The 26474-nt window shown below is 40.8% G+C and carries 24 protein-coding genes; 17 read left to right on the forward strand and 7 right to left on the reverse strand.

The genetic code is table 11. From position 1 onward, the window contains the following. Positions 1-4: 4 nt before the first annotated feature. A complete protein-coding gene (locus NO991_RS11295; protein WP_371352017.1) occupies positions 5-2218 on the reverse strand; it encodes a CapA family protein in 2214 nt (737 codons plus the stop codon). Positions 2219-2545: 327 nt separating this feature from the next. Continuing rightward, positions 2546-3199 (reverse strand): OmpW family protein, encoded by a 654-nt coding sequence (locus NO991_RS11300; protein ID WP_054551769.1) that lies wholly within the window; start codon positions 3197-3199, stop codon positions 2546-2548. Between the two features lie 233 nt (positions 3200-3432). On the opposite strand from NO991_RS11300, the gene NO991_RS11305 reads away from it, so the two are divergent. Then, entirely contained in the window at positions 3433-4851 is a 1419-nt protein-coding gene (locus tag NO991_RS11305; RefSeq protein ID WP_054551768.1) for an MATE family efflux transporter, read from the forward strand. Between the two features lie 70 nt (positions 4852-4921). Next, complete coding sequence (gene dapE / locus NO991_RS11310; protein ID WP_054551767.1) at positions 4922-6100, forward strand: succinyl-diaminopimelate desuccinylase; 1179 nt, start codon at positions 4922-4924, stop codon at positions 6098-6100. A gap of 49 nt (positions 6101-6149) precedes the next feature. Here dapE and NO991_RS11315 read toward each other — a convergent pair whose 3' ends face one another. Further along, positions 6150-7868, reverse strand: coding sequence for a lysophospholipid acyltransferase family protein (locus tag NO991_RS11315; protein WP_300544274.1), 1719 nt, complete (start codon positions 7866-7868; stop codon positions 6150-6152). A gap of 124 nt (positions 7869-7992) precedes the next feature. Between NO991_RS11315 and NO991_RS11320 the strand changes: the two genes are divergently transcribed. Together NO991_RS11320 and NO991_RS11325 are read left to right on the forward strand one after the other, a co-directional pair. Continuing rightward, positions 7993-8913, forward strand: a complete 921-nt coding sequence (locus NO991_RS11320; protein ID WP_054551765.1) for a glyoxylate/hydroxypyruvate reductase A — start codon at positions 7993-7995, stop codon at positions 8911-8913. Between the two features lie 95 nt (positions 8914-9008). After that, complete coding sequence (locus NO991_RS11325; RefSeq protein WP_262387613.1) at positions 9009-9143, forward strand: hypothetical protein; 135 nt, start codon at positions 9009-9011, stop codon at positions 9141-9143. A 61-nt stretch (positions 9144-9204) separates the two neighbouring features. On the opposite strand, the gene smrA is transcribed toward NO991_RS11325, so the two are convergent. The 3 genes from smrA to NO991_RS11340 form a co-directional block, all read right to left on the reverse strand. Further along, complete coding sequence (gene smrA / locus NO991_RS11330) at positions 9205-9786, reverse strand: DNA endonuclease SmrA (protein ID WP_054551764.1); 582 nt, start codon at positions 9784-9786, stop codon at positions 9205-9207. Between the two features lie 411 nt (positions 9787-10197). Continuing rightward, on the reverse strand, positions 10198-10443 hold the full coding sequence (locus NO991_RS11335) for a hypothetical protein (protein WP_054551958.1): 246 nt from the start codon (positions 10441-10443) through the stop codon (positions 10198-10200). A 100-nt stretch (positions 10444-10543) separates the two neighbouring features. Next, positions 10544-10987 carry a hypothetical protein gene (locus tag NO991_RS11340; protein WP_054551763.1) on the reverse strand — a complete coding sequence of 148 codons (444 nt, stop codon included), beginning with the start codon at positions 10985-10987 and terminating at the stop codon, positions 10544-10546. Positions 10988-11138: 151 nt separating this feature from the next. Here NO991_RS11340 and NO991_RS11345 point away from each other — a divergent pair, with 151 nt between their 5' ends. Continuing rightward, positions 11139-11522, forward strand: coding sequence for a response regulator (locus NO991_RS11345; RefSeq protein ID WP_054551762.1), 384 nt, complete (start codon positions 11139-11141; stop codon positions 11520-11522). Positions 11523-11618: 96 nt separating this feature from the next. Here the strand turns inward: NO991_RS11345 and rpsT are convergent, their stop codons facing one another. Beyond that, on the reverse strand, positions 11619-11879 hold the full coding sequence (gene rpsT / locus NO991_RS11350) for a 30S ribosomal protein S20 (RefSeq protein WP_036967030.1): 261 nt from the start codon (positions 11877-11879) through the stop codon (positions 11619-11621). Between the two features lie 243 nt (positions 11880-12122). Here rpsT and murJ point away from each other — a divergent pair, with 243 nt between their 5' ends. From murJ to NO991_RS11410, 12 genes are all read left to right on the forward strand, one after another. Further along, a complete protein-coding gene (gene murJ, locus NO991_RS11355; protein ID WP_300357244.1) occupies positions 12123-13703 on the forward strand; it encodes a murein biosynthesis integral membrane protein MurJ in 1581 nt (526 codons plus the stop codon). A gap of 73 nt (positions 13704-13776) precedes the next feature. Further along, positions 13777-14703, forward strand: a complete 927-nt coding sequence (gene ribF / locus NO991_RS11360; protein ID WP_300418450.1) for a bifunctional riboflavin kinase/FAD synthetase — start codon at positions 13777-13779, stop codon at positions 14701-14703. A gap of 25 nt (positions 14704-14728) precedes the next feature. Further along, entirely contained in the window at positions 14729-17554 is a 2826-nt protein-coding gene (ileS, locus tag NO991_RS11365; protein ID WP_054551760.1) for an isoleucine--tRNA ligase, read from the forward strand. A 9-nt stretch (positions 17555-17563) separates the two neighbouring features. Beyond that, a complete protein-coding gene (gene lspA, locus NO991_RS11370) occupies positions 17564-18064 on the forward strand; it encodes a signal peptidase II (protein WP_054551759.1) in 501 nt (166 codons plus the stop codon). After that, positions 18061-18501, forward strand: coding sequence for an FKBP-type peptidyl-prolyl cis-trans isomerase (gene fkpB / locus NO991_RS11375; RefSeq protein ID WP_300357251.1), 441 nt, complete (start codon positions 18061-18063; stop codon positions 18499-18501). Before lspA ends, fkpB begins: the two co-directional genes overlap by 4 nt. Further along, positions 18501-19430, forward strand: a complete 930-nt coding sequence (gene ispH, locus NO991_RS11380) for a 4-hydroxy-3-methylbut-2-enyl diphosphate reductase (protein ID WP_054551757.1) — start codon at positions 18501-18503, stop codon at positions 19428-19430. The genes fkpB and ispH overlap by 1 nt, the downstream gene beginning before the upstream one ends. Before the next feature lie 38 nt (positions 19431-19468). Further along, entirely contained in the window at positions 19469-20494 is a 1026-nt protein-coding gene (locus NO991_RS11385; protein ID WP_300582020.1) for a sensor histidine kinase, read from the forward strand. Next, positions 20491-21201, forward strand: a complete 711-nt coding sequence (locus NO991_RS11390; RefSeq protein WP_366526120.1) for a LytTR family DNA-binding domain-containing protein — start codon at positions 20491-20493, stop codon at positions 21199-21201. Before NO991_RS11385 ends, NO991_RS11390 begins: the two co-directional genes overlap by 4 nt. A 183-nt stretch (positions 21202-21384) precedes the next feature. Then, on the forward strand, positions 21385-21939 hold the full coding sequence (pilV, locus tag NO991_RS11395; protein ID WP_194441683.1) for a type IV pilus modification protein PilV: 555 nt from the start codon (positions 21385-21387) through the stop codon (positions 21937-21939). A gap of 1 nt (position 21940) precedes the next feature. Further along, the gene (locus NO991_RS11400; RefSeq protein WP_300357260.1) at positions 21941-22936 is read left to right on the forward strand and encodes a PilW family protein; all 996 of its coding nucleotides are present in this window, start codon (positions 21941-21943) and stop codon (positions 22934-22936) included. Beyond that, positions 22924-23406 (forward strand): pilus assembly protein PilX, encoded by a 483-nt coding sequence (locus NO991_RS11405; RefSeq protein WP_235372769.1) that lies wholly within the window; start codon positions 22924-22926, stop codon positions 23404-23406. The genes NO991_RS11400 and NO991_RS11405 overlap by 13 nt, the downstream gene beginning before the upstream one ends. Positions 23407-23421: 15 nt before the next feature. After that, the gene (locus NO991_RS11410; RefSeq protein WP_300418402.1) at positions 23422-26448 is read left to right on the forward strand and encodes a PilC/PilY family type IV pilus protein; all 3027 of its coding nucleotides are present in this window, start codon (positions 23422-23424) and stop codon (positions 26446-26448) included. The last annotated feature ends 26 nt before the right edge of the window (positions 26449-26474 follow it).

The raw sequence follows: 26474 nt of genomic DNA on the forward strand, positions 1-26474 counted from the left end.
CTCCTTAGTCAAGTAAAGTGAAAGTGAGCTTTATACTCGTATCATTACTTGCAGAGACTTTTAAAAAGTCAAATCCATGCATTTTACTGGTTTGCCATTGCTTATTTTCAAGACTGATTGGGTTTTGCCAAGTGATCATCGCGATATTGTCTAAGCGCGTTATTGCTTCGCCATTACTTGGCGCATATTGTCTAAATTGAAGCTTAATACCACGAGGCGGTAAGTTTTTTGGGCCAAGGGTAAAGTCGTCAGAAGGTAAGCTGAAATCATGGCTAAATACTTGCCACGAGTTATCACCTCCGTTGCTGATAACTACTTCATTTTCCGAAAAAGTAAGATCATCAATTTCGGTTGTATAAGTTAACAAGCTTTCTAGCTTGCCACCATTCTCAGATTGTAAGTAGCCATATAATGAGAAATCTTTACTCAATAATGGCGCTCCATTTTCGTCAATCAATTCCATCACTCGCATAGTGTGTCTAAAAGGAATGATTGAAGGGGTATTGTCAAACTCATCGCGGCTAGAGCAAAGAGCTTGAATCCCAGTGTAGGGTTTATCGGTGCAAGGAAAAACGCTATCACTAGTATGATCCCAGCGACTTACCTCAAAAGCTTCTGAGTCGTTATCCCAGTCTTCGAAATCGCCGAATACCATGATGTCTCGGCCTAAAATACTATTGCTAAGCTCACCACTAGTCACTTCAATATTAGACAAGTATGCAGCGGATGATGGTGCATATTGACGTAAGTCAATTATGTCACTGCTACTATCGAGTGTAACGGTCACTTGTGAAGTACGCTTTGTTGCTTGGTCTTTAGAGAAATATACTTCAGCATAATTGTCACGCGGTATTAACGTTACCGAGTCATCTGAGAACTCTGCTAGACGGCGCACTAAATAGTTACTTAAAAAGCCAGTGGTAAAACGAGGCTTGTAGTCTTCAATGTAAATAGGGTAAGCAAAGGCACGATTTACTGTTTGTGTGTCTGCGTTTAGGTCAATCATCACCGCAACACCTAATAGAGTGTCTAATCTAGGTTGATCAAACACAAAGTTACCTAAGCCGAGTACTGCAGGAATATCATTATAAACAGCAAAACCCTGAGCAACGTGAGGGTGATGAGCTATTAATAAATCAGTATTTTGCGAAGAAAGTGCTTGGAACCGACCGTCTATATAACTTGTTGGCGAGTAACTATATTCATCACCGCCATGCATTTGTGCAATTATAAAATTATTAGTATCAAGCGCTTGTAGAGTATCATTTACTGCATTTGCATTGGTAAGATCTGCCGCTCCTCCTTTACTCTGCTCTGCAACATAATTAAATTCATGCTCATCTCCAGTGATAGAGGTTGCAGCAAAGAGTGTTAAGTTAATGTCCCCAAGACTAGCATTCACAGGTGCAAGAGCATCAGTGTCATTTATTCCAGCACCACTGTGTAAGAACCCCGCATTTGCTACTTCTATAAGTGTGTCTTCAAGACCCGATTGTAAATAGTCATACACATGGTTATTACCGAGCCCCAAATAGTCAACGCCTATGGCTGAAAGTCCTTGGAGTGAATCAGGTAAAGAAAAAAAGCTAAACTCTTTTGTTGGATGAACGGTACTAGGATTGCTTGTTACTGGTGATTCAAAGTTAACGGAAGCAAAGTCTGCATTTAAAAATAGCTCAGCAACATCGGCAGTAATTGCAACACTATCTGCCCCAGCTGTTTCAGGGCGAATAAGTGCATTTTTAACATCGGGGATGTTTGTTCCCATAGTCGATAAGCTTGGATCTAAATAACGGCGTCCAAACATAGTATCTCCAGCAAAAATCAGGCTTTTACTGTTTTGAGCTTTTGTTTCTAATTGTACTTGAGAAGTTGCATAATTTGGTTGATTAACGATAACCCCTGCTTTTGCAAAGTAACCGTTTTGTTGCACCATTAAGGCATGGTTACCATAAGGCAAATCGCTAATGTTAACTTTGCCATTGGCATCTGATGTGTAGCTTTGTCCTGCGACTTTTATGACAACATTGCTTAAATTGGCTTTACTCTCATCCACCACTGATAGGGATAAATCAGCCTTACCAGCAAGTAAAGTTTCTCTAGCACTGATGGAATCTTGCTTTTGCTCTTGCGGCTTATCTTCATCAGGGTCTTTCACTTTACATGCTGTTAAGGTTAAACATGAAATTATAAGTAAATAGTTGATAATCTTTTTCAAAAGGCAAGCCTCGTTATCATTTTTTTTACATTGTATAGGTCAATATTATTATTGCTGTATTGTATCTTTGTTGGTTATTGGGAACAATAACCGCTGACTCTGAAAATTCAGATATTTCTTAGTCCGTTGAAATTTAGCAAAATAAATACGTCTTAAATTGAAGTTTAGCTCAAAAAAATGTTTTTTTTCAAAAATATAATTTGTTTACTAGGGTTTAACAAATATGATGCCAGAGTTAAAGAATAAATTTGTAATCGACTAAATGAAGATGAAAAAAAAGGCCATTAAATGGCCTTTTTGTGCGTATGGGCTTTCACAAAATGAAAGTTAGAATTTGTATTTAACACCGAACATAGCAACAACTGGGTCAATTTCTACCGTTGAAGTTAATGCCTTTGCGCCGTCAGCATAAACTGTTGCGTCTGTATCGATGTCGATTAGTGAAACCATGCCATGTAGGCCCCAGTTTTCACTCATCATATAGTTAAAACCAGCTTGAGCTGCAAAGCCAAATGAATCATCTAGTTTCACTTCTACATCGTCAGTACCTAATGTTGCTTTTAAAGCCGCAGAAGGTTTCTCATCAAAGAAGGTTGTATAGTTAATACCTACACCCACAAAAGGACGGAACTTATAAGTTGAGTCTAAGAAGTGGTACTGGGCGATTAGTGATGGTGGTAATTGCTTAATATCGGCAATTTTATTGCCCGCTAAGCCACCAGTTCCTTGAACATCATGGCTAAATGGTGTCGCTGCAACTAATTCAAGAACCCAGTTGTCATTAAAAGAGTAATCAATCGTAATACCTAATTGGGTATTGTCATCGCCACGAAGTCCTAACGTTGGCGCTTCATTGATTTTTGAGCTGTCGTTATCAGGGTTTACATTAATTGCACCTACATTCACGCTTAAGTTTGCGTTTGCAACAGGAGAGAGTGCTAATAGTGAAGTAAGTAATGCAATGCTTAATTTAGTTTTCATGTTGTTCTCCGCGAACTACTTGTTTTATTTGGTTGAGGCTATTATTACTAAGTTGCAGCGGACAAAACCTGTTCTAGATCAAAGTTTCAAAAATGTTTGAACTAAGTGAAGCCATTTTTTGATTTAGATTAAGTTTTTAAATGGGAAGATCAAAAAAAGATTGACTCTTATTGACTCTATATTCAGTTGCGGCTGGTAAACTAACGGTGTTATTTGCTTATTAGGTGTTTTGCATGGCTGATCCTCAGCACTTATTTCTTCATGGCTCGATTTCAAAAGCGCTACTTAAATTAGGTATCCCGATCATCTTAATCAATATTTTGCAGTCGGCTTATCAACTGACCGATGCATTTTGGGTAGGCCGCTTAGGGGCAGAGCAAGTAGCTGCCGTTTCTGTCAGTATGCCGGTCACTTTTTTAGTGATTGCTATTGGCTCTGGGTTGGCAATGGCGGGCGCTATTTTATCCGCTCAATACATGGGAGCGGGTCAGCAAGATAAGGTTAATCACGTTGCTGCCCAAACTATGTTAATGGTGACAATTACCGCAACCATACTTGGCTTAATAGGCTATATGCTTTCACCATATTTTTTGACTTTATTAGGTGTTGAAGATCAAGTGTTTGGTGATGCCCTTAAATTTATGCATGTATCTTTTATCGGCGTTGTGTTTGTATTTATTTATGCCATGTTTCAAGCCTTAATGCGTGGTATCGGGCAAACCAAGGTGCCGCTCTATATTGTAAGCGGTACTGTGTTACTCAATTTTGTGCTTGACCCCTTACTGATTTTTGGTTTTGGTGACTTTTCGGGTTTTGGCGTAATGGGCGCTGCACTAGCCACACTTATCACGCAAAGCTTAGCGGCTGCAATCGGGGTATGGGTGTTTTTGCGAGGGCGTCACGGCATTCAACTTAAACTCTCTAGTTTTAAACCAGACTGGCAGTATATGAAGCAAGCCTTCTTTTTAGGAGCGCCTGGCTCGGTTGAACTCTCTGCGCGAGCCTTTGGTTTAATTATTATGTCGTTTTTGGTAGCTAGCTTTGGTACGCACACGATTGCCTCTTATGGTGTTGGATCTAATATTTTACAAATGGTGATGATCCCGGCAATGGGTCTTTCAATGGCTGTTTCGACTTTGGTTGGTCAAAACATGGGGGCGGGAAATCCACAGCGTGCAGCACAAATAACTCGATTAGCCTCACTTTGGGGACTGCTGGGCCTGACAATAGTGGGTGTTGTTGCTTATCTGTTTGCTGAATACTTGGTGGCCTTTTTCATTCCTGATGATGAGTCTGTGATAGCGGGTGGTGCAGAGTTCATTCGGGTTATGTGCTTAACTTGGGGCGGAATAGGCGTGCAGCTTTGTGTAGTCGCTGCATTTAGGGCTTCAGGCAACATGCTAAATGCGATGGTTGTGTCACTGCTTTCACAATGTGTTATTCAATTTCCTGCCGCGTATATTTTGTCTAAGCATACTTCACTGGGACCACAGGGCATATGGTATTCCTTTGCTATCACCAATGTACTTGTGGCAATCATTACTTATCTTTGGTTCGCAGCTGGTCGTTGGCAACGAACACAATTAACCAAAGAAGACAAAGACATTGCCAAGGTAACTCAAGAAACCCTTATTGAAGAAGGAAATCATTAATTTAAGTTTCACACTGCGGTCATAATCTCTCGTTGTAATAACCTAAGCTTTCTAACTGATTAGGGTTATTATGAGTTTGATATCAAATGCAGAGTTAGTAACGCACCAGTCGGTGCAATCTGAGGTGGTTGAAACATTACAAACCTTGCTCCGATTTAAATCGGTAACGCCCGCTCAAGCTGGTGCAATTGATTGGCTTGAAGGTAACTTAAGCCAGCTCGGCTTTGATTGTGAGGTATTTAGCTTTAATCATGTTACTAATTTAATTGCTAAAATCACCTTTGGTGAAGGCCCTATCGTTGCTTTTTCTGGCCATATTGATGTGGTCCCTGCTGCAGAAGGTGATTGGCGAGTTGATCCTTTTAGTGGCGAGATAGTAGATGGCAGTGTCTATGGCCGTGGCGCAGCAGATATGAAAGGCGGTGTTGCTGCGATGCTTTGCGCAACAAAACGTTTTTTAGCGCAAAATAGCAATAAAGGCGGCACATTTTACTGGTTAATAACCTCAGATGAAGAGGGCGAAGCTGAATACGGATCCTTGTTAATTGCTGAGCGTCTAGCCAAACAAGGTGTTGTGCTTGATGGTTGCCTAGTTGGCGAGCCGACGAGTCATCAGCATGTGGGTGATACCATTAAAAATGGCAGGCGAGGCGCGTTGTCTGCTCGATTATCTATTCAAGGTAAAGCAGGGCATGTTGCCTACCCTGAAAACACCATAAACGCTGCACATTTAAGTGCAGAGGTCGTAAAGCGCTTAACGGCAATTAGCTGGCACAAAGATGAAACAAGCTCGGCAACAACACTGCAAGTGACCGGCATTAATATAGCCAATGTGGTCGATAATCTTGTGCCTGCTCAATGTGAGATCACGTTTAACGTACGTTATAGTCATGGCTACAAAAGTAAAGACGTTAAAGAAGAAATTCAGTTTGCATTGGCAGATTTAGCATTGCGGCTAACGCTTGTTTGGGAGCGTCCGTGCGAATCATTTTATACCTTGCATCAGGCGAGCAATTGCTTGTTGCAGCAGCTTGAACAAGCCGTGCATGAAGTAACAGGCAGCTTCCCTATGCTTAGTACCAGTGGTGGCACATCAGATGGGCGATTTTTTGCCAATGAGCACACGCAAGTGATTGAATGTGGTGTGCGAAACCATACCATTCATCAAGTTAATGAGCATGTTCCTATCGCAGATTTAAAAACTATTGAGCAAATATACTTAGCTGCGCTTAGAAATATCTTTAATTAAAAAGAAAAAGTCGGCGAATATGCCGACTTTTTTAAGCTATTTTTAACGACTATTCGCGTGGCTGCCCTAAGTATCGTTTGGCTTTACTCGCTTTTACTTTATCTAAGTCGACAAGCACTAATCCATCAATGCAATTATTGAACTCAGGGTCGATGCTAAAACTTAAAAACTGTACGCCTCCTGGCTCGCAAAGCTCTGTGTATTGTTTGAATAAGGTTGGGACTTGCGCACCAATATTGGCAAGCACATGCTTAAGTTCAACAAAATCTTCTTTAATATCATCCCCAGCAAATAACTGAGCACATTGTTCTTTTTGTGATTCGGTATGGCGATATTCATTATTGGGGATAGCTAACACTTTTTTAGCACCATAATAATGCTGGTAATAGTGAACCAATAGCGATTTAGCTTGCTCGGGGAGCGCGTTAGATACGCTAACTGCGCCAAACAAATAGCGGTATTGCGGGTACCGGTTCACAAATGCGCCAATGCCAAACCACAAATAGTCTAGGCTCTTTCTACCCCAGTATTTGGGTTGCACAAAGCTGCGACCGAGCTCAATGCCCTTTTCAAAATACGGCGCCATATCATCGCTGAAGCTAAATAGGCTGTCAGTATATAAACCTTTGCGGCCATGTTTTTCTATAATGTCTTGTGCGCAGGCAAGTCGGTATGCGCCGACTAGTTCAAGTTGCTTAGCATCCCACAGAACGAGGTGTTGATAATCCATGTCGTATTTATCTATATCACGGCGTTTACCACTGCCTTCACCGACTGCCCGAAACGCAATTTCACGAAGTCGTCCTAGTTCACGGAAAATCGGTGAGCTACCACAGTATTGATATAAATAAATTTTCATACCATCAGAGGTTTCACCTAATAGCTCACACTCTTCAATGGCTTTTTTAAGGTCTTTCGTTGCTTCAGGACTGGCAATGGGGGTTTGCGTTTTTAACGGCAGAGGTTTTTTTGTGATAAGTCGATACAGTTGTTTTCTTATCAACTGAGCTATTTCTTTATCTTTTAAATTTTCGATTAAATATGACTCAGGTGGGATGGACGCGCCAATTTCAAACTCTAATGATTTTTGTCGTTGTTTGAACATCTCTTTGACTAATAACAAACTGGCTAAGGGTTTGTAGATCATTGAGGTGCCGTAGAATAACGGGCTGTTTTTCGCTTTGATATAAATAGGCAAAATAGGTGCGTTGGCTTTTTTTGCCATACGTAAAAAACCGCTGTTCCACTTACAGTCTTTAATGCCCGTTGGACTTAAGCGCGATACCTCACCTGCAGGAAAGATTAATAATGCACCGTCTGATTTTAAGTGTTGCTGGATATTAGCGAGTTCTTTCTTTTTACTCGTACCAGAGAGGTTATCAACGGGAAGGAGTAACGAGTGCATCGGAGTGATTGACATCAGCATGCGGTTTGCAACGACTTTTAAGTCGGGGCGTACACTTGATAAGACTTTTATCAGCGCTAATGCATCAAGAGAGCCGATAGGGTGGTTAGCGACAATAACGACATTACCTTCACTTGGTATATGTTCCATTTGTTTTGGCTTGTAGCGCGTGTCAAAGTCAAGCTCATCAAGCACTTGCTCTACAAATTCAAGCCCCTGTAAGTGTGGGTATGCATCACCAAAGGCAACAAACTCTTGCTCATGTAATAAATAACCTAGGCCTTTCTTTACTAAACCTTTTACTTTTGGCGAATTTTCTAATTGTGGTAAATTTGCTTCTATTACTTTATCAACACTGATCATACAAACCTCAAACATAAACGCATTTAGCGATGAGGTTAGGGTAAGAGTTCGCTGTGACAGTTAGGTTGCAGTTGTGTGACTTTTTAAAGAGCGCTTCGTGTTCGAGGCTAAAATGGAGAAGACAATGATTTTACTTGTAGCTGTAACAGGCCGAGATTGCAGCCAATTAATTGCCCGATTACAAGCGTTATTACCAGAGATTGACGTACAGCTTTGGTCTGAGTGCACAGACTACGAAGCCGTAGAGTTTGTACTGGCCTGGAATGCGCCCGCTGATTTATGGCCTAAGCTGGTAAATTTAAAAGCAGTTTCTTCATTTGGTGCAGGCGTTGATAGCATCGACTTAACAAAGATAGCAGCGCATGTTCCTGTTGTTAGAATTGTTGATGATAACCTTGCTAATGATATGGCAGAGTATGTATTGGGTCATGTATTGGCGCACAAGCTGAGACTCAAAGAATATTATTTAAAACAATCAGCGGGTACTTGGAAGCCAAAGCGAGCGTATTCACATCAACATGTGGGTATCTTAGGTTACGGTGAACTAGGCAAAGCCTGTGCAAAGCGTTTACTCGCAAATGGTTTTCAAGTGAGTGCTTGGTCTAATAGTGAAAAACACGACGTTGAAGTAAGCACCTATTACTCACAGCAGGGGTTAGATGACATGCTTGGTCAAATTGATTATCTCGTGTGCTTACTACCACTTAACCAACACACTCAGGGCATTATCAATAAATCACTGCTGGGTAAACTACAAAGCCATGCGGTGCTAATTAATGTTGCCAGAGGCAAACATGTTGTCGATGAAGATTTACTCGAGGCACTTAATAGTGAGCAATTACGTGGCGCCACCCTTGATGTATTCAGCGAAGAGCCTTTACCTCAGGCGCACCCTTACTGGTCTCATCAAAAGGTGACCTTAACGCCTCACTGTGCTGCAATTTCAGATTTAGAGTCTGTCTCGTTGCAAATTGCAGGTAATGCTAAAAGATTAACTGAAGGTAAAGAACTAATAAATCAGGTTGATAGAACAAAAGGTTATTGACACATTGTAAATTTGTTTAATAAACGTCTTGTTAACATCTGTAATTTTGCTATTCTGGAGTTGCTCAATAAAAAAACAATAATAAAAGAGGCGTTATGAAATCTAATCAAAGTGGAGCTAAATTTAGTCTGGTCGTCGTGTCAGTTATCGTTTTAGGTGTGTCAGCATGGTTTAACCAAGCTAATGCATCGGAGCAACCAGTTCAGGACATTGAAGTTAGTCAATCATAACCACACAGCATGCTCATCGAGTGCAGCACGTTTAGATGCTGCACTTTAATCGCTTATTCAACTAACTTCTTTTTGAGTGGATTTCTCTGTTCTCGTGTTTCTTCTCGTCAGATTTTTTAATCATCACATACGTTGCACCACTACCACCATGATGCTTAAGAGCACTGTGAAAGGCTAAAACCGCTGGAATTTCTTGCAGCCACTTATTGGTATAGCTCTTTAAAATACCTGGCTGTGATTTATTTTTGATACCAATCCCATGGCGAATAAGTACGACACGAATATTTCGTTTATGACAGTCATCGATAAAATTAAATAACGTACTACGTGCACGTTGAAGAGGCTGACCATGCAAATCAAGCGTGGCATCGAGTTGATATTTAGCTAAACGTAAGTTTTTATATACTTGGCCTTGTACGCCATCTTTTTTAAATGCCAATATGGCATGAGGATCTAACAGCTCGACGAACTCGCTGCGCAAATAGTTTTCATCAATTGCTAAATCACACTCAGCTGCTTTACGTTTTTCTTGTTGCGCTAAAGAAGGGCCTTGCTTGGTGGAATCAAATTGAACAGTGTCATGCTTAAGAGGTTTTACGTCTTCCATAGATGAGAGAAATAAGTCGAAGTCGTTTAATGACATAAGGTACCTCCAAATTAATTATACCCAAACCACCTCAAGGTGCGAGTTTCAGTTGGAATTAAAAGCGATTTAGGCAAGGCATTGATTGCAAATAATAGTGGTTCTATTGTTAAAATCAATAACGCAGTATAAATCGCTTTTAAGCCAACCCTCTGGGCGTTTCACAGGCACTTACTCTCATCGTTGTTACTTCTTAAAAGGGACCACCATTCTTGCAAAGTAACGCCTTGATATTAAGCACCTGTGAAACGCTGAATTCTGCATCTTGAGGTGGCTTGGGTATATATACGCCGTTTATGGTATCTCAGTTCAACCATTTTGTAAGTAAAAAAAAGCCCAAGCAGGGGACTGCTTGGGCATAAATGCTGATAGATGATATAGCCTATTCTATCAATTTATCTTAGGGGAAGATTAACCTTGATTAATATTCAACTGGCCAAATGTGTAGACCTTGAATAAATAAAATGTGTTGATCAACACCAAGCTCATGTTTGATATTACGCTTGATGACATCAGATCTAAACTAAACGATAAAAATAATAAACTACACGCGCTAATCGCTGCAAAACGCAGTAATGTTAGCTGGTTAATAAAAAATGCACCTAGTCCTAGTGCAAGTAACGTTAAGTTTAAAAGCCAATCTAGCTCGTTTAGCATGGTCGTATCTGATCGTGTCTGTGTTGAAAAAGGAGCGCCATTATGGTGATCTTTTACACAGCTTTCAACCAAGTAATTTTAAATTTTCGGATTAGATTTTTTAATCCATTATCAGTTTTTTCATCGCTGCAAAAAATCCATTTTGTTCTGTAACTCGGTACTTCTGACAGGTGTCTGGTTTACGCTTATCTTGGCACAGGTAAATAATGTTGCGGCTTAGGTCTGCACGGGGGCTAAGAGTAGAATCAAATAAGTTTGCACCATAACCAAAAACCCCGGGCCAAAATATACTTTGTGAGACCATACCTAGCTTTTCGTAAGTGATTAACACGGGTTTTGGCGTAATTAGCAGAATTAATACAACTGCTGCGAGTGCATACCACCGTGTTTTGCTTTTCTTAAGTTCTACTTCAGGAGCACTGTGCTGAGCAGCTTGTGCGCGCGCTTGTTGTTGGTTTACTGGTCTTTGGCGCTTTGCTTGTGTTGGTTTCTTTCGTGCAGGAGCTTTACCAAGTAAAGATTGTTTTTTTATTTTATTAGACATAAAGCTTATCTGGCCTTTTAAATATAGGTCTCTATAATGAGATTATAACGAAGTTTTTGATATAATAGTCAAATTCAAATCACTCATAGCTTAAATGCGTTACACTCTACAGTGCAATGAGTGTTTATCTTCATAGTTTAAGAGGAATAGTATGGATACGCAGCTTTCAATTCTAATTGTGGACGACGTAGGTACGGTCCGCAGTTTTCTAAATCAAACATTAATGCACCTTGGTATCGATAATGTACGTGAAGCTTCTACAGCCGCACAGTGTTTAAGCGCATGTAAAGAGAAAGAGTTCAATATAATTTTTCTAGATATTGAATTACCCGATGGAGATGGTAAAGAGATTATCACGCAAATAAATGAAATTTCGCCCGAAGCGAATGTCGTGATGGTTTCGGCTCATTCAACAGTAGAAAACGTTAAAGAAGCAATTGAAAAGGGCGCTAAAGGATTTGTAGTAAAACCGTTTACACCTAAGAAAATTGCGGCAATGCTGAAAAAGTTTTACCCAGAACTAGAAATTGTCTAGCTAATTAACTATTGAGGCATTTAGAAAAGTGCCTTGTTAAATTACAAACAAAAAAAAACCGGCAAAAGCCGGTTTTTCATATTCATCAAAAACAAATTATAGCGCTTTGATTTTAGCTGCTAAACGGCTCTTATGACGAGCTGCTTTGTTCTTGTGGATTAGACCTTTAGTTGCGTAACGGTCTAGGATAGGTGTTGCAACAGCGAATGCCGCTTGTGCAGCTTCTTTGTCGCCCGCTTCAATTGCAGCAACTACTTTTTTGAAGTAAGTACGCATCATTGAACGACGGCTTGCGTTATGTTGACGATTTTTTTCGCTCGTAATAGCGCGTTTTTTTGCAGACTTGATGTTAGCCAAGGTTTGCTCCTAACAATCTTAAAATAAGCTTAATTTAAAGGCCGTGGAATATGCCTGTTTTTATCATGAATGTCAACGAAATTTTGACATCTCAAGAAAAACTGCTCCTTATAACGAACATCAATTTGCCGCTTTAGCAGTTAATATCGCCATTGTAACAAAGGGTCGGGTTCGAGCCTAGTGCTTTAAAGATATTTTAGGCATAATCGCCCATCTTAGAAGTTTTTTGATAATGGGTTTAAGGTGGCAAAAGGATTATTTCGTTCTGGGATGATTGTTAGTGCAATGACGATGATCTCGCGTATTTTAGGGTTAGTAAGAGATGCGGTTGTGGCGAATCTCCTAGGTGCCAGTGCTGCTGCGGATGTGTTTTTATTTGCCAATCGAATTCCTAATTTCCTAAGACGCTTATTTGCTGAAGGAGCCTTTGCCCAAGCATTTGTGCCGGTTTTATCTGAGATAAAAGAACAACAAGGCGATGACAAAGTCCGGTTGTTTGTGGCTCAAGCAGCCGGTACGTTAGGAACTATTTTATTAATTGTTACCCTGTTCGGAGTTATTGCTTCTCCAGTTATAGCGGCCTTATTTGGAACAGGCTGGTTTATTGATTGGTGGCAAGGAGGCGAAAATGCCGAAAAGTTCGTACTGGCCAGTGCACTGTTAAAGCTGACTTTCCCTTATTTATTCTTCGTGAGTTTGGTTGCCCTGAGCGGTGCGGTCATGAACGTCTATAATCGCTTTGCTGTTGCAGCGTTTACACCTGTGCTGTTGAATATATCGATTATTAGCTGCGCAGTTTTATTGCACGATAAATTTTCAGTTGGGGCTTATGCCCTTGCCATCGGCGTGTTTGTAGGGGGCTTAGTACAGTTATTGTTCCAGTTGCCATTTTTGTACCGTGCCCGTATGCTGAGCCGCCCAAAATGGGGCTGGCAAGATGAAAACGTTAAAAAAGTGCGAAAACTCATGCTACCAGCCTTGTTTGGCGTGTCTATCAGTCAAATAAACCTGTTGCTCGACACCATGATTGCCTCAATGTTGATGACCGGTTCTATCGCGTGGCTTTACTACTCAGACCGTTTAATTGAGTTTCCTCTTGGCTTATTCGGTATCGGTATCGCGACGGTAATTTTACCCGCATTGTCTAAGCTACATAGCACTAAAAGCACAAAAGATTTTCAGCTAACCCTGGATTGGGGGGTGAGATTTGTTATTTTCTTAGGCTTGCCTGCTATGTTTGGTTTAATGGTGATAAGCCCGCTCATTATTACGGTTTTATTTGATCATGGTGCATTTCAGGACGGTGAAATTGATCATGTAAAAGCGGTAAGTTACGGTGTCATGGCCTACTCAGTTGGACTGGTTAGCTTTATGTTAATCAAGGTGTTAGCACCGGGCTTTTATTCGCGTCAAGATACTAAAACCCCCGTAAAAATTGGTATTAAAACACTGGTGTTAAATATGGTGTTTAACATTATGCTAGCTCCATTTATTGGCTATTTGGGGTTAGCGTTAGCAACCGCGATGTCGGCCAGTTGTAATGCCTATTTGTTGTATCATCAACTACGTAAAGAAGGCGTTTATCAGTTTTCTGCGATGAGCCTTGGTTTCACCTTTAAGTGTTTGTTTTCAAGTTTATTAATGGCCGCATCTGTATGGTATGTGGGCCAGCAATTTGCCTGGAAAGCATGGCACTTTACTGAGCAAGTGCTGCTGTTGAGTGGGTTATTAGTGCTGGCGGTTTTTGTTTACTTTGCGGCCTTATTCATTCTAGGTGTGCGACTAAATACGATAAAAAGTGTTGCAACTACTGAATCAAACTAAAAAAAAGATTATAATCGGCGCTTCAAGCCCGATATCAATGTTTTGGGCTCGCTGATAAAGGCAAAAAGGTGGCATGGAGTTAATTAGAGGTATTCACAATATTCGCGCGCAGCATTATGGCTGTGTGTTGACCATTGGTAATTTTGATGGCGTGCACTTAGGTCATGCAGAAGTGATTAAAGGCTTGCTGCAAGACGCAGAAAAGCATCAATTGCCAAGTACCGTGATGTTATTTGAGCCTCAGCCACAAGAGTTTTTTGCCAAAGATAATGCACCCGCGCGTTTAACTCGACTACGTGATAAGCTCAGTTTGCTTGCTAAATTAGGCGTGGAACGAGTGATTTGTATTAGCTTCAATCAGCAATTTGCCAACATGGAAGCAGAACAATTTGTCAGCCAAGTACTGGTTGAAAAGCTAGGCGTTAAAGCATTAACTGTTGGTGATGACTTTTGTTTTGGCAAACGTCGCCGTGGCGACTTTGCGTTACTAAAAACCATGGGCGCTGAGCTGAACATGGATGTGAAAAGTACTGCAAGTTTTCGCAGACTCAATGATAGAGTAAGTAGTACCCTTATTCGCCATGCGCTTGCTGCAGGGCAATTGGAAGATGCAAAAGCCATGTTAGGTCATGGTTATGCGATTTCTGGGCGTGTTATTCATGGCTGGGCGAAAGGTCGTGAATTAGGGTTCAGAACGGCCAACATAGCGCTAAAACGCCAAGTATGCCCAGTAAATGGGGTATTTGCGGTAAGAGCAAAAGTGGGTGATAAAGAATTATATGGGGTTGCAAATATTGGCAACAAACCCACATTTAATGGGACACGCGCATTGTTAGAGGTTCATCTTTTCGACTTTGCGCAAGACATTTACGGACAATTTATGCACGTGGAGCTAATTAAAAAGCTTCGCGATGAGAAAAAATTCGAGACATTAACACAACTGACGGCGCAGATTGCAGATGATGTAACCGCCGCTAAGCAGTGTTTTGGTTTAAATTAGGTAGCCGATACGGAAAGTAGGATTAATGAGCGACTACAAACATACTTTGAATTTACCGGAAACAGCGTTTCCAATGCGCGGCAATTTGGCACAACGTGAACCAAAGATGCTTAAGACATGGTATGAAGACGATCTTTACGGTCAAATTCGCAGCGCTAAAAAAGGTAAAAAAACCTTCATTTTGCATGACGGCCCTCCGTATGCAAACGGTGATATCCATTTAGGCCACTCGGTAAACAAAATTCTTAAAGATATTATTGTTAAGTCAAAAACCTTGTCTGACTTCGACGCACCTTACGTGCCGGGTTGGGACTGTCACGGTTTACCAATTGAATTAATGGTTGAAAAGAAAGTAGGCAAGCCAGGCGTGAAAGTGTCTGCTGCTGAGTTCCGTGAAAAATGTCGCGCATACGCTAAAAAACAAGTCGAGGGTCAAAAAACAGACTTTAAACGTCTTGGTGTATTTGGTGACTGGGACAAGCCTTACTTAACAATGAACTTTGACTTTGAAGCGAACGCAATTCGCGTGCTTGGTCGCATCATTAAAAATGGTCACTTACACAAAGGTGCTAAGCCTGTTCACTGGTGTACAGATTGTGGTTCAGCACTTGCTGAAGCAGAAGTTGAATACCAAGATAAACAGTCTCCAGCAATCGATGTACGTTTTCAGTTTGCTGATCAAGATGCTGTAATCAATGCGTTTGAACTTGCTGAAGGCCATGAAGGTACCGGTGCAGTTAGTACTGTTATCTGGACGACAACACCGTGGACATTACCAGCTAACCGTGCAGTAGCCGTTCACGAAAAGCTTGAGTATGCCCTTGTACAAATTGATGACGAAGGTGCACAGCAACGTCTAATTTTAGGTTCTGAGCTAGTTAAAGATGCTATGGACCGTTATGGCTTCAAACATTACCACGTACTCGGTTATGTAAAAGGTGCTGCACTTGAGAACTTACAGGTTGCTCACCCGTTCTATGACTTCACAGTGCCTGTGATTGTGGCTGATCACGTAACGACTGATTCTGGTACTGGTGTTGTTCATACTGCACCAGGTCACGGTCAAGAAGATTTCGCGGCAGGTCTTGCTTATGGTTTAGAAGTAGCTAACCCTGTTGGTGCTAACGGTGTTTACTTACCTGACACACCAATGTTTGCAGGTCAGCACGTATTCAAAGCGAATGCGAGCGTCATTGACGTATTAACTGAAAACAATGCGTTATTGCATCATCATGCGCTTACGCACAGCTACCCACATTGCTGGCGTCATAAAACACCTATTATCTTCCGTGCTACGCCACAGTGGTTCGTAAGTATGGACCAAGCTAACCTTCGTCAAGATTCATTAAACGAAATCAAAAAGACTGAGTGGTTACCTGAGTGGGGCGAGAGCCGCATTGCAAACATGGTTGAAGGGCGTCCTGATTGGTGTATTTCACGTCAACGTACATGGGGTGTGCCAATTGCATTATTCGTTGATAAAGACACTGGTGCGCTTCACCCGAATACACAAGAACTTATCGAAGAAGCGGCGAAATTAGTTGAAAAGTCAGGTATTCAAGCTTGGTATGACTTAGACCCAGCTACTTTGCTTGGCGATGACGCTGAGCAATACATGAAAGTTCAAGATACGCTGGATGTATGGTTTGACTCAGGTGTGACTCACGCGTGTGTGGTTGATGCACGTGAAGATTTAACCGGTCCTGCTGATCTTTACCTAGAAGGTTCTGATCAACACCGTGGTTGGTTTATGTCGTCAATGATGACATCGGTTGCTATCAATGGTCATGCGCCATACAAGCAAGTGCTAACACATGGTTTCACGGTTGATGAAAATGGCCGTAAGATGTCTAAGTCATTAGGCAACGTAATTTCACCACAAAATGTGATGAACAAACTAGGTGCTGACATCTTACGCTTATGGGTTGCATCAACTGACTTTACAGCTGAAATGACTGTATCTGATGAAATCTTTAAACGTTCAGCAGACCGTTATCGTCGTATTCGTAATACGAGCCGTTATTTACTTGCGAACTTAAGTGGTTTTGATCCAAAAACAGATCAAGTTGCTATTGAAGACATGGTTGAGCTTGACCGTTGGATTGTGGGCCGTGCAGCTGAGCTGCAAGATGAAATCTTAGCGGCTTACGACAAGTACCAAATGCTACTTGTAACGCAAAAGCTAATGAACTTCTGTACTGGTGAGCTTGGTTCGTTCTACCTAGACGTAATCAAAGATCGTCAATACACAGCGAAAAGCGACAGCCATGCGCGTCGTTCATGTCAAACTGCGCTTTATCACATTGCCGAAGCAATGACTCGTTGGATGGCGCCGATCTTAAGCTTCACTGCGCAAGAAATCTGGGAAGCATTACCAGGTGAGCGTGACAAGTTTGTATTCACTTCTGTGTGGTACGATGGCTTACAAGCTTCTTCACAAGGTAAGTTCAGCAACGATGATTGGTTAACAATCCTAAACGTTCGTGATGAAGTAAACCGTGTGCTAGAAGCGGCGCGTAAAGAAGAAGTTATTGGTGCAACTCTACAAGCAAACGTAAGCATCTATGCAGGTGAAGAGTTAAGTGCGAAATTAGCTGCATTAGGTGATGAACTGCGCTTTGTACTATTAACTTCAGGCGTGACAGTTGAAACTGTGACTACGCAGCCAGAGGATACGCAAGCTACAGAAATTGATGGCTTATACATTAAAGTTGCCGCAACAACCGCTGAAAAATGTGAGCGTTGTTGGCATTACTGTGATGATGTTGGTGCTGATCCTGCACACCCTGAAATCTGTGGCCGTTGTGTAAGCAATGTTGACGGCGATGGTGAACAGCGTCAGTTCGCATAGGAGTTGTTTGTGAGCAAACTAGCCGGAAAAAGTGGCTTGGTTTGGTTATGGCTTAGTCTACTGCTTTTGGTAGTAGACTATGCGACAAAATCACTTGTCGTTAATACCATGGCCTATCAAGAGTCGATAGATATTCTGCCATTCTTTAACTTCACCTATGTACACAACTATGGTGCGGCATTTAGCTTTTTGAGTGATTCAGGTGGCTGGCAGCGCTGGTTCTTTAGTTTGATTGCAGTGTCGATCAGTGTGCTTTTAGTGTGGTGGTTGAAACGTTTACCTGCGTCTAACAAGGTATTATGTTCTGCTTATGCGTTAGTTTTAGCCGGTGCAATAGGCAATTTATACGACCGAATCGCGTATGGCTATGTTATTGACTTCCTGCATGTATATTACGAAAACTGGCACTTTCCTGTTTTTAATATTGCCGATTGTGCGATTTGTATCGGTGCCGCATTACTTTTATTTGATGCCTTCACAGGCGAAAGTCCTAAGGAGCAACAAGCATGAGCCAAGCTGTAATTGGTGAAAACTCTGAAGTGATCTTTCATTTCTCAATTAAGTTAGAAGATGGCTCAGCAGCCGATTCAACTAAAGTACATAATAAACCTGCAAAATTGCGAATGGGTGATGGCAGTCTGACAGCAAATTTTGAAAAGTGCTTACTCGGTTTAGCGGCTGGTGACAGTAAGTCATTTGCATTAGAGCCAGAAGATGCATTTGGTCAGCCAAATCCAGATAACATCTACTATGTTGACCGCAGCAAGTTTGGTGCAGACACGCCTGCTGAAGTAGGTAATATTATTGCCTTTACTCAGCCTGATGGTACTGAGTTACCAGGTCTTGTTCGTGAAGTGCAAGGTGAGTCAGTTACTATTGACTTTAACCACCCACTTGCAGGGCAACGCTTAACCTTTGAAGTCGATATTTTAGAGGTAACAGGTTAATGGATATTTTATTAGCGAACCCACGTGGTTTTTGCGCAGGCGTTGACCGTGCAATCAGTATTGTGGAGCGCGCACTCGATATCTTTGAAAAGCCAATCTATGTGCGTCATGAAGTCGTTCACAACCGATATGTTGTTGATGGCTTAAAAAATCGCGGTGCAGTCTTTGTTGAAGAGCTAGATCAGGTTCCTGACGACAGCATTGTTATCTTTAGTGCGCATGGTGTATCACAAGCTGTTCGAAGCGAAGCAAAGCGTCGTGACCTTAAAGTATTTGATGCAACCTGCCCGTTGGTAACAAAAGTACATATGGAAGTAACACGTGCAAGCCGTAAAGGTACTGAGTGTGTGTTAATTGGCCATCATGGTCATCCAGAAGTAGAAGGTACAATGGGGCAGTACGACAACGAAGCGGGTGGTATTTACTTAGTAGAAACGCCAGAAGATGTTGCAAACTTAACGGTTAAAAACCCTGAGAACCTGTTTTACTGTAGCCAAACAACGTTATCTGTAGATGATACAGCAGATGTGATTGATGCATTACGCACTAAGTTTCCAGCAATTGATGGCCCGCGTAAAGATGACATTTGTTATGCTACGCAAAACCGTCAAGATGCAGTGCGTGACTTAGCTGATAAAGTGGATGTATTGCTTGTAGTTGGGGCTAAAAATAGCTCTAACTCTAATCGTTTACGTGAGCTTGCCGATAAAATGGGCACTACGGCTTATTTGATTGATGATGCAAGTAATGTTGAAGCTGATTGGTTCAACAATGTAAATGCGGTGGGTGTTACTGCAGGTGCATCTGCACCAGAAGTTTTAGTTCAACAAGTTATTGCTCGTCTAAAAGAATTGGGTGGCAATCAAGTTGTTGAAAATCCTGGCGAAGAAGAGAACATAGTATTTGCCGTTCCTGTTGAGCTACGCTAATCTAAGCAAATAGTAGTCAACAGTTAAAAGAGGAGCCCATGAGCAAACAGCCTAATTCAAACGGCTTGCTGATTGCGGCTCTTTTTCAATCTCGTGGTGTCCTTGCCACACTGATCGTCAGCCAAGTCATTGCTATTTTACTCGCCTTTTCACCAATGAGCTTAGGTGATGTTTGGTTACGTCTAGCTATATTTAGCTGCTTTTTACATCTAATTTTTCTTTCAAGCTTGTCGTTACTGTATGTATGCCGGGCTCTACTTACAAAGCTGTCGCACTCTAAACAGTTATTCATTCTGATATCCACTTTACTGGCATTAACGTCTGTTTTTAGCTGGCTGTTTTTGTCTGTGTTTTCAGATGTGTTCGCTATGGAGTCGAGAGCTAACTTTATTGTCAGTAATTTACTGATCATATTTTTGGTCACCGCGTTGTTCAGCCAATTCCTGCTTATTCATAATCAAAAAGAGCAACAAACGAAAGCGTTAGCGCAGGCTGAACTTGATGCATTACAAGCAAGAATACGCCCTCACTTTTTGTTTAATAGTTTAAACACTGCTGCTGAGCTTACCCATTATGATTCTGAGGCGGCTGAACAAGCAATTTTGGCGCTGGCGGCGCTGTCGCAGGCCGCAATGCGCAGCGGTAAAGCCATAAAGCTTGCTGATGAAATCACTTTATGCCAGCAGTATGTGGCACTTGAACGTTGGCGCTATGGCGAACGCCTAGCATTAAGCTGGAAATTACCTGATGAGTTACCAGATATAGATATTCCGTGTCTGACAATACAGCCGATTATTGAAAATGCGGTTTTTTATGGCGTAGAGCCAGCAGAGCAGGGCAACATTTCTGTCGAGATGTATCAATCGAACAAAGCTTATACTTTCATTATAACTAACCCTGTAGCGAAGCAAGGGAGCCATTCACGAGCAGGCAACGGTATGGCACTTGAAAACATCCGCCAGCGTTTGTCACTTTTCTATCATCAAAAAGCGCAACTGACTACGACTGTTCGTGATGAGATCTTTAGGGTGAAACTGGTGATACCTAAGAAGAGAAGCGCATGATAAAAATTTTAATTGCTGATGACGAGCCTTTAGCAAGGGCGCGTATTAAACGTTTATTAGCTACCAACGAACTTTGCACAGTTGTAGGTGAAGCCAGTAACGGCGAACAGGTGATTGAACTTTGTAAGCGGCTCCAGCCTGATTTAGTGATGCTGGATATTAATATGCCCAAACAGTCGGGCCTTGAAGTAGCTGCTGAACTAAAACTGTTTTCGATCCCCCCAGCAGTGATGTTTTTAACAGCGCACCCTGAGTATGCGTTAACTGCATTTGAGCTCGCAGTAGATGGCTATTTAGTTAAACCTGTATCCGAGCAAGCTTTAGCAAAAGCAATGGCGCAGCTTAGTAAATTAAACCGAACTCAAGTATTAACACCTGAAAATAACTATATTTGTTATCAACTTGCAGGCGTATTAAGAAGAGTAAATATAGATGATGTTATTTGCTGTATTGCAGAGCAAAAATACACGCGGGTGGTGTTTTTTGAAGGTGAGGCACTTGTTGAGCAAAGTTTAAAACAACTTGAGCAAACCTATCCGCTGCAGCTACTGAGAATTCATCGTAATACACTTGTCAATAAGCAACAAATTGTAAGCCTTAATAGTCCTTCTTCTGGTGGACATACAGTCACGATGAACCAGTTTAAAGAGCCTTTGTCTGTTAGTCGTCGAGAGCTTAAAAATGTAAAAGCTGTAATGGGTAAATAATAAAAACTCTCAATGCAGCAGCTTATCTCCTAAAGTCCCAGCTTCTTTATTGTTTATTACTTTGCTCTGAAGAAAGTTTCGGTACCGTTTATCGCGCATTATGACCGCTTGTCCATATACAGATTGTTATTTATCTGTGTCGTAATATTCTTATGGTATGTAAAAGTATCAATGAACTTCACCATGATTAAACATTCTGAGCAGAAAGGCTTTACGCTTATTGAAGTGCTTATTGCCTTTGTTATTTTGAGTTTTGGTTTATTAGGTGCCGTGGCCTTACAAGCTAAAGCAAAACAAGCTAGCTTTGATTCAATGCAGCGTGCAGCTGCTGTGGCACTTGGTAATGACATAATCCAACGTATGAGAGCAAATGACTCTTCGGGTTTTGCCGGTTTATACAATGGAGAGTTTAGTAGTCAATCATCAGCCGACAAAGCTCAGGCATGTTTTAACTCCGCTTGTACTGCAAAAAATATAGCTGAGTTTGATAAACAACAATGGATCCGCGCAATTCAAGCTCGTGAAAATACGGGTGCTTTAGATAATGCCACTGTGTGTATAAATAACACCCCAGTCGCAGCAGGAAATGCGAGTGAATTTAATATAAGGGTGGTGATCAGCTGGCAAGGTAGGCAGGAGCAAAAAGCAAATAATGCGACAGCTGCTATTGATTGTGGAACACAAAACGACAAGCGCCGTTTAGTCGTGCTTGAAAGCTACATATACTTAAGGTCATAAGATGAAAAAGCAAACTGGATTTACACTTGTTGAGATGATGGTCGCTTTATTCATTGGCGGCATAGTGCTTGGTGGGGTGATGTTTACTTATTTAAGTATGAAAGTAACAACACGAGACACCATGACGATTGGTGAATTGCAGGAAACAGGTCGGTTAGCTTTAAATATCATGCAGCGTGATATAGAACAGATTGGCTTTTGGGGAACATTCTATGAAGACTCGTTCTCAGATGAAAATACTAATACGGATACTGTAAATAACCCTACAGGTGACTGCTCAGAAGGCCTCAATAATGCGAGCTTCCCTGCTGACAGTGCAACTAGTAATTTTCGCTCGGTTTATGCAGTGGAAACCTCAGATGGTTCTGCGCTTAGTTGTATCAACAATGCAAAGAAAAATACTGATGTTTTACAGATGAAGTTTCTTGAAGGGCTGCAGATCCAACCTAACCAGACAAGCAAAGACTATTACTACTTCATTGCTGAGCAAGAGCGGGCTGAATTTAGAAAAGGTCCAATTTTGGCCGCATCTATCAATGGTAATGCAACTATATGGCGTTATCGACACCATGTTTATTATATTGTTGAAGACTCATTCAAAATAAATGATCAATCAGTTAAAGTCCCCGTTTTACGCCGAAAAAGGTTAACTACTAACCAAAATATGAGAACTGAGAGTGTGATGGAAGGCGTGGAGAATATGCATTTTGTATTTGGTCTAGATACCACGAACAATAGTCGAGTAGATACTTACAAAAGCATAAACCAAATGACAAACAGCGACTGGGAAAATCGAAGAGGCATTTTAACAGTACAAGTTTTTTTACTTGTTAGATCGCTCTTACCGGATTCAAACTTAAAACTAAAAAACCAGACTTACACATTGGGTGAAGATGCCAGTAAGAAAGAGCTGAGTTTCAACGATAATTTTCGTCGAGCCGTGTTCACAACAACAATACGCTTGAATAATGTTGGAGCAAATTTATGGCGCATCTAACCTTGCAAAGGAAACAACAAGGGGTGGTGTTAATCGTTGCTTTGATCATGGTGGTGGCGGTTACGGGGATTGCAGTAACTCTGTTAAGCAGCAGTAGTGTTGATATAAAAATTACTAATGCAGCTCAAGAGCGGGGAGTAGCTGAAAACGTGTTAATGGGTGATGTACAAAATATTATAGCAAATGAAGCAAGTGCGCGAGGTAACAGCCGCTTTTTCTTAAATAAGGAACAAATTGGTGACGCTGGTATTAACTTAGGTAACCTAGGTGATACTACAAACAGGATGTTTAACAGGAATGAAGGCCCTCTGCCATTGAATTGTCCTAGGCGCTTTGACGATACCGAAGGCTTAAAGTGCAATATGATTGAGATAAATTCAGTTATTAAATATGGTTCGAAAAGTAAGCACAACCTCACTATTACAACAGGAATAGCTCAACAAATGCTGAGCTTAAATAGTGATAATTAATGGAGTAAGGCTAGTATGAAAATCAAATTAAGCGGCCTATTTTTTATTTTTTTTAGTGTTTTCAGCCCAAGTATTTTTGCTGAAGATATTGATCTATATATAAATTATAATGTTTCGGAAGACGAAAAGTTACGAATTTTACTCGTTTTTGATACATCAAATAGCATGGCATTCTCTATAGAGACGGGCAGAGTCTGTATGAATAAGGGGAAACTCATACTATGTCCCGAAGGAAGTCGATTAGAAGTCGCACAGGAGGCGATGATTAAATTAATTAACGACAATAGTGATATTGAGTTTGGTTTAATGCGGCTTATTAAAGGCACTGGTGGATATATTATTCATGGAATTGGTACAAACCATAAGGCGATTAAAAATACCATAAGAAACTGGGATGTAAATTCTTTACAGGGAGGAACACCCCTTGTTGAAACCATTACAGAAGCGTGGCGATACCTATCGGGCGATGAAATATTCTATGCTAATTTAGTAGACCCCGTTGAACGCGATACTTCTATAGAGCAAAGTGGTAAGTATGTTTCTCCTTTCAAGCAGAACTCAGGTGATCCAATTCGTTGCGATAATAGCGTTAATATCATTTTGATGACAGACGGTGAACCTTATTGGGATTTTAATCAAGATGACTTTATTAAACGCTTGTACAAAAGTATTTATGGTACTGAACCAGGAGCAGTTGGGAAGAGTTATTTACCATCAATGGCAACAATTCTTCATGGTAAAGAGAATGAAAAAAGGGATATTTACCCTGCAACAAGTGTTGTAGATGGCGCAAATGTTTACACGATAGGTTTTGGTAAAGGCTTAGCCAAAAACGCAGGAGATATTTTACAGGCGACTGCTGATAATGGTGGTGGTGACTATATTTTCGCAGACTCTCCAGAAGCGCTAAGTGAGGCATTTTCTTATGTTGTCAACAATATTAGAAAGGTTAACTCAACTTTTTCTTCGCCAGCGGTAGCATCAAATAATTCAGATAAATTATCACACCGTGATGCAGTATATTTTCCAATGTTTTTGCCTTCAAATCATGCTCGTTGGAGAGGAAATCTGAAAAAGTTAAAAGTTTCAAATGGTGTAATTATCGGTGCGGATGCTAAACCTGCTCTTGATAGTAATGGCGCAATTTTATCTAAAGCTAAAACATATTGGCAATCAAATGAGAATCTAAAAGCAGATGGTGGGTTTGTTGATAAAGGAGGTGTTAATTTATTTTTATCAACCCAATCTAGTATCCCTAATAAAGACAGGAAGGTTTTGACAAATGTTTCTGGTGGTCGAATGCTTCCATTTACTGACTATAGAGTCATTATCCATTACGGAAATCGTTTTAAAGCCGCTGAAGATTTTGAGTCTGATCCAGATGAAGTGTTTGATCTTATAGACTGGTCTAGAGGCCGTGATGTTGATGATGAAAATCAAGACGGCCTTACTAATGACACTCGACATGATATTTTTGGAGATGTATTGCATTTTAAACCTGCCACAATAGATTATGGGAATGATGATGTACGCATACTTGTGGGCACTAATGCAGGCTATTTACATATGTTTCAGGATAAAAATGATGTATTGAGTGAAAGCTGGGCATTTATACCAAGAAGTTTATATAAAATTATTAAGCCATTAAGAGATAAAGAAAAACGAAGTAAGGTGTATGGGGTAGATGGCCCAATCTCAATATTCTTTGATGACAAGAATAGCGACGGTGTTGTTAATGGTGCTGATAGGGTGTGGGCATTTTTTGGTTTAAGACGGGGTGGTAATGAATATTATGCACTCAATATTACAAACCCTAATTCGCCGAAGTTAATGTGGGGTGCTCCCATTGTTGGTGGCGCTGCAGGTTTTAAAGAGCTGGCGCAAAGTTGGTCTAAACCAAAGGTTACCTTTATTAATCTTAAAGGCTATGAAAATAGACCTGTTCTGATTTTTGGTGCGGGTTACGACACTAACAAAGATAACTCTATCTCAGCAGACTCAATAGGTCGAGGGTTGTATATTGTTGACGCAGAAACAGGTAAAAGATTATGGGCGTTAACAAACTCAGAAGGTGGCTTTAAAGGTGAGCATAGTATAGCTTCAGACATACATTTACTTGATTCTGACTATGATGGATATACAGACCGATTGTATGCAAGTGACACAGGTGGTGGTATTTGGCGAGTAGATTTAGCTACAAATGATTCTCGTAACTGGACGCACTATCAACTGGCAAAGTTAGGCAATAACAACCGTCGATTTTTTTATGAGCCTTATGTATCTAGAACTCTGTTCAGTAAAGTAACAGAAACAACAATCGATGGTGAAAAAACTTTTTCAAGAATTGATACCCCTTTTGATGCGGTACTTATTGGTAGTGGAGATCGTACTGATCCTTTAAATTTAAAAGTGAGTGACAAACTCTACATGATCCGTGATGCAAATACTGTAACTCGCAGCTTCAAAAATAGCGAGATACCCGAGACAATTAAACAAACAGATTTAATGAATGTTAACAGTGATCCTTTTTCAAAAGTGACTGATAATATACATGACTTTCAAGAATTAGAAGTAGACCTAGCTGGTAAAGATGGGTGGTTTTTCAATTTAGGGTGGGGAGAAAAAGCCACAGCCAAAGCAACTGTAATTGGTGGGATTGCATATTTTACTACTCATAAACCAGATACAAGCTCAAAGTCACGTTTTGAATGCTCTATTGCTGCTGGCCAAGGCTACCTTTATGCTTTTCATCTTCATTACGGAACAAAAGTTTACGATTGGTGGAGGAGCCCAACTGCTTCAGAATTACCCGATACACCGACAATGTATGTGAAAGATGGAAAAGTTTACCTATTTCCATTACCTCCAAAAGATATAAATTGCATTGAAGATTGTGAGAAAATAGAGGTTGGATCTATTAATGGCCCAATGCCGACGATTGATGAAAATGGAAAAGTTCAATTATATGATAAAGAACCTCTTAAATTAAAAGTCAAACAAAGCTATATATATAAACTAGAGAGGAATGATAATAGCTTGTAGTTATATATTAAAATCTTATTTTCTTA

Source organism: Pseudoalteromonas sp. DY56-GL22 (assembly GCF_041414715.1).
Classification (GTDB): domain Bacteria; phylum Pseudomonadota; class Gammaproteobacteria; order Enterobacterales; family Alteromonadaceae; genus Pseudoalteromonas; species Pseudoalteromonas simplex.

Coding starts and splice junctions, on each gene's coding strand:
- NO991_RS11400 (WP_300357260.1), top strand. CDS start 21,941: ATGAAAAAGCAAACTGGATTTACACTTGTTGAGATGATGGTCGCTTTA.
- ribF (WP_300418450.1), top strand. CDS start 13,777: ATGGAGTTAATTAGAGGTATTCACAATATTCGCGCGCAGCATTATGGC.
- NO991_RS11340 (WP_054551763.1), bottom strand. CDS start 10,987: ATGTCTAATAAAATAAAAAAACAATCTTTACTTGGTAAAGCTCCTGCA.
- NO991_RS11410 (WP_300418402.1), top strand. CDS start 23,422: ATGAAAATCAAATTAAGCGGCCTATTTTTTATTTTTTTTAGTGTTTTC.
- ileS (WP_054551760.1), top strand. CDS start 14,729: ATGAGCGACTACAAACATACTTTGAATTTACCGGAAACAGCGTTTCCA.
- pilV (WP_194441683.1), top strand. CDS start 21,385: ATGATTAAACATTCTGAGCAGAAAGGCTTTACGCTTATTGAAGTGCTT.
- NO991_RS11335 (WP_054551958.1), bottom strand. CDS start 10,443: ATGCTAAACGAGCTAGATTGGCTTTTAAACTTAACGTTACTTGCACTA.
- NO991_RS11315 (WP_300544274.1), bottom strand. CDS start 7,868: ATGATCAGTGTTGATAAAGTAATAGAAGCAAATTTACCACAATTAGAA.
- NO991_RS11405 (WP_235372769.1), top strand. CDS start 22,924: ATGGCGCATCTAACCTTGCAAAGGAAACAACAAGGGGTGGTGTTAATC.
- NO991_RS11345 (WP_054551762.1), top strand. CDS start 11,139: ATGGATACGCAGCTTTCAATTCTAATTGTGGACGACGTAGGTACGGTC.
- NO991_RS11390 (WP_366526120.1), top strand. CDS start 20,491: ATGATAAAAATTTTAATTGCTGATGACGAGCCTTTAGCAAGGGCGCGT.
- NO991_RS11300 (WP_054551769.1), bottom strand. CDS start 3,199: ATGAAAACTAAATTAAGCATTGCATTACTTACTTCACTATTAGCACTC.
- NO991_RS11305 (WP_054551768.1), top strand. CDS start 3,433: ATGGCTGATCCTCAGCACTTATTTCTTCATGGCTCGATTTCAAAAGCG.
- NO991_RS11385 (WP_300582020.1), top strand. CDS start 19,469: ATGAGCAAACAGCCTAATTCAAACGGCTTGCTGATTGCGGCTCTTTTT.
- ispH (WP_054551757.1), top strand. CDS start 18,501: ATGGATATTTTATTAGCGAACCCACGTGGTTTTTGCGCAGGCGTTGAC.
- dapE (WP_054551767.1), top strand. CDS start 4,922: ATGAGTTTGATATCAAATGCAGAGTTAGTAACGCACCAGTCGGTGCAA.
- NO991_RS11325 (WP_262387613.1), top strand. CDS start 9,009: ATGAAATCTAATCAAAGTGGAGCTAAATTTAGTCTGGTCGTCGTGTCA.
- smrA (WP_054551764.1), bottom strand. CDS start 9,786: ATGTCATTAAACGACTTCGACTTATTTCTCTCATCTATGGAAGACGTA.
- NO991_RS11320 (WP_054551765.1), top strand. CDS start 7,993: ATGATTTTACTTGTAGCTGTAACAGGCCGAGATTGCAGCCAATTAATT.
- fkpB (WP_300357251.1), top strand. CDS start 18,061: ATGAGCCAAGCTGTAATTGGTGAAAACTCTGAAGTGATCTTTCATTTC.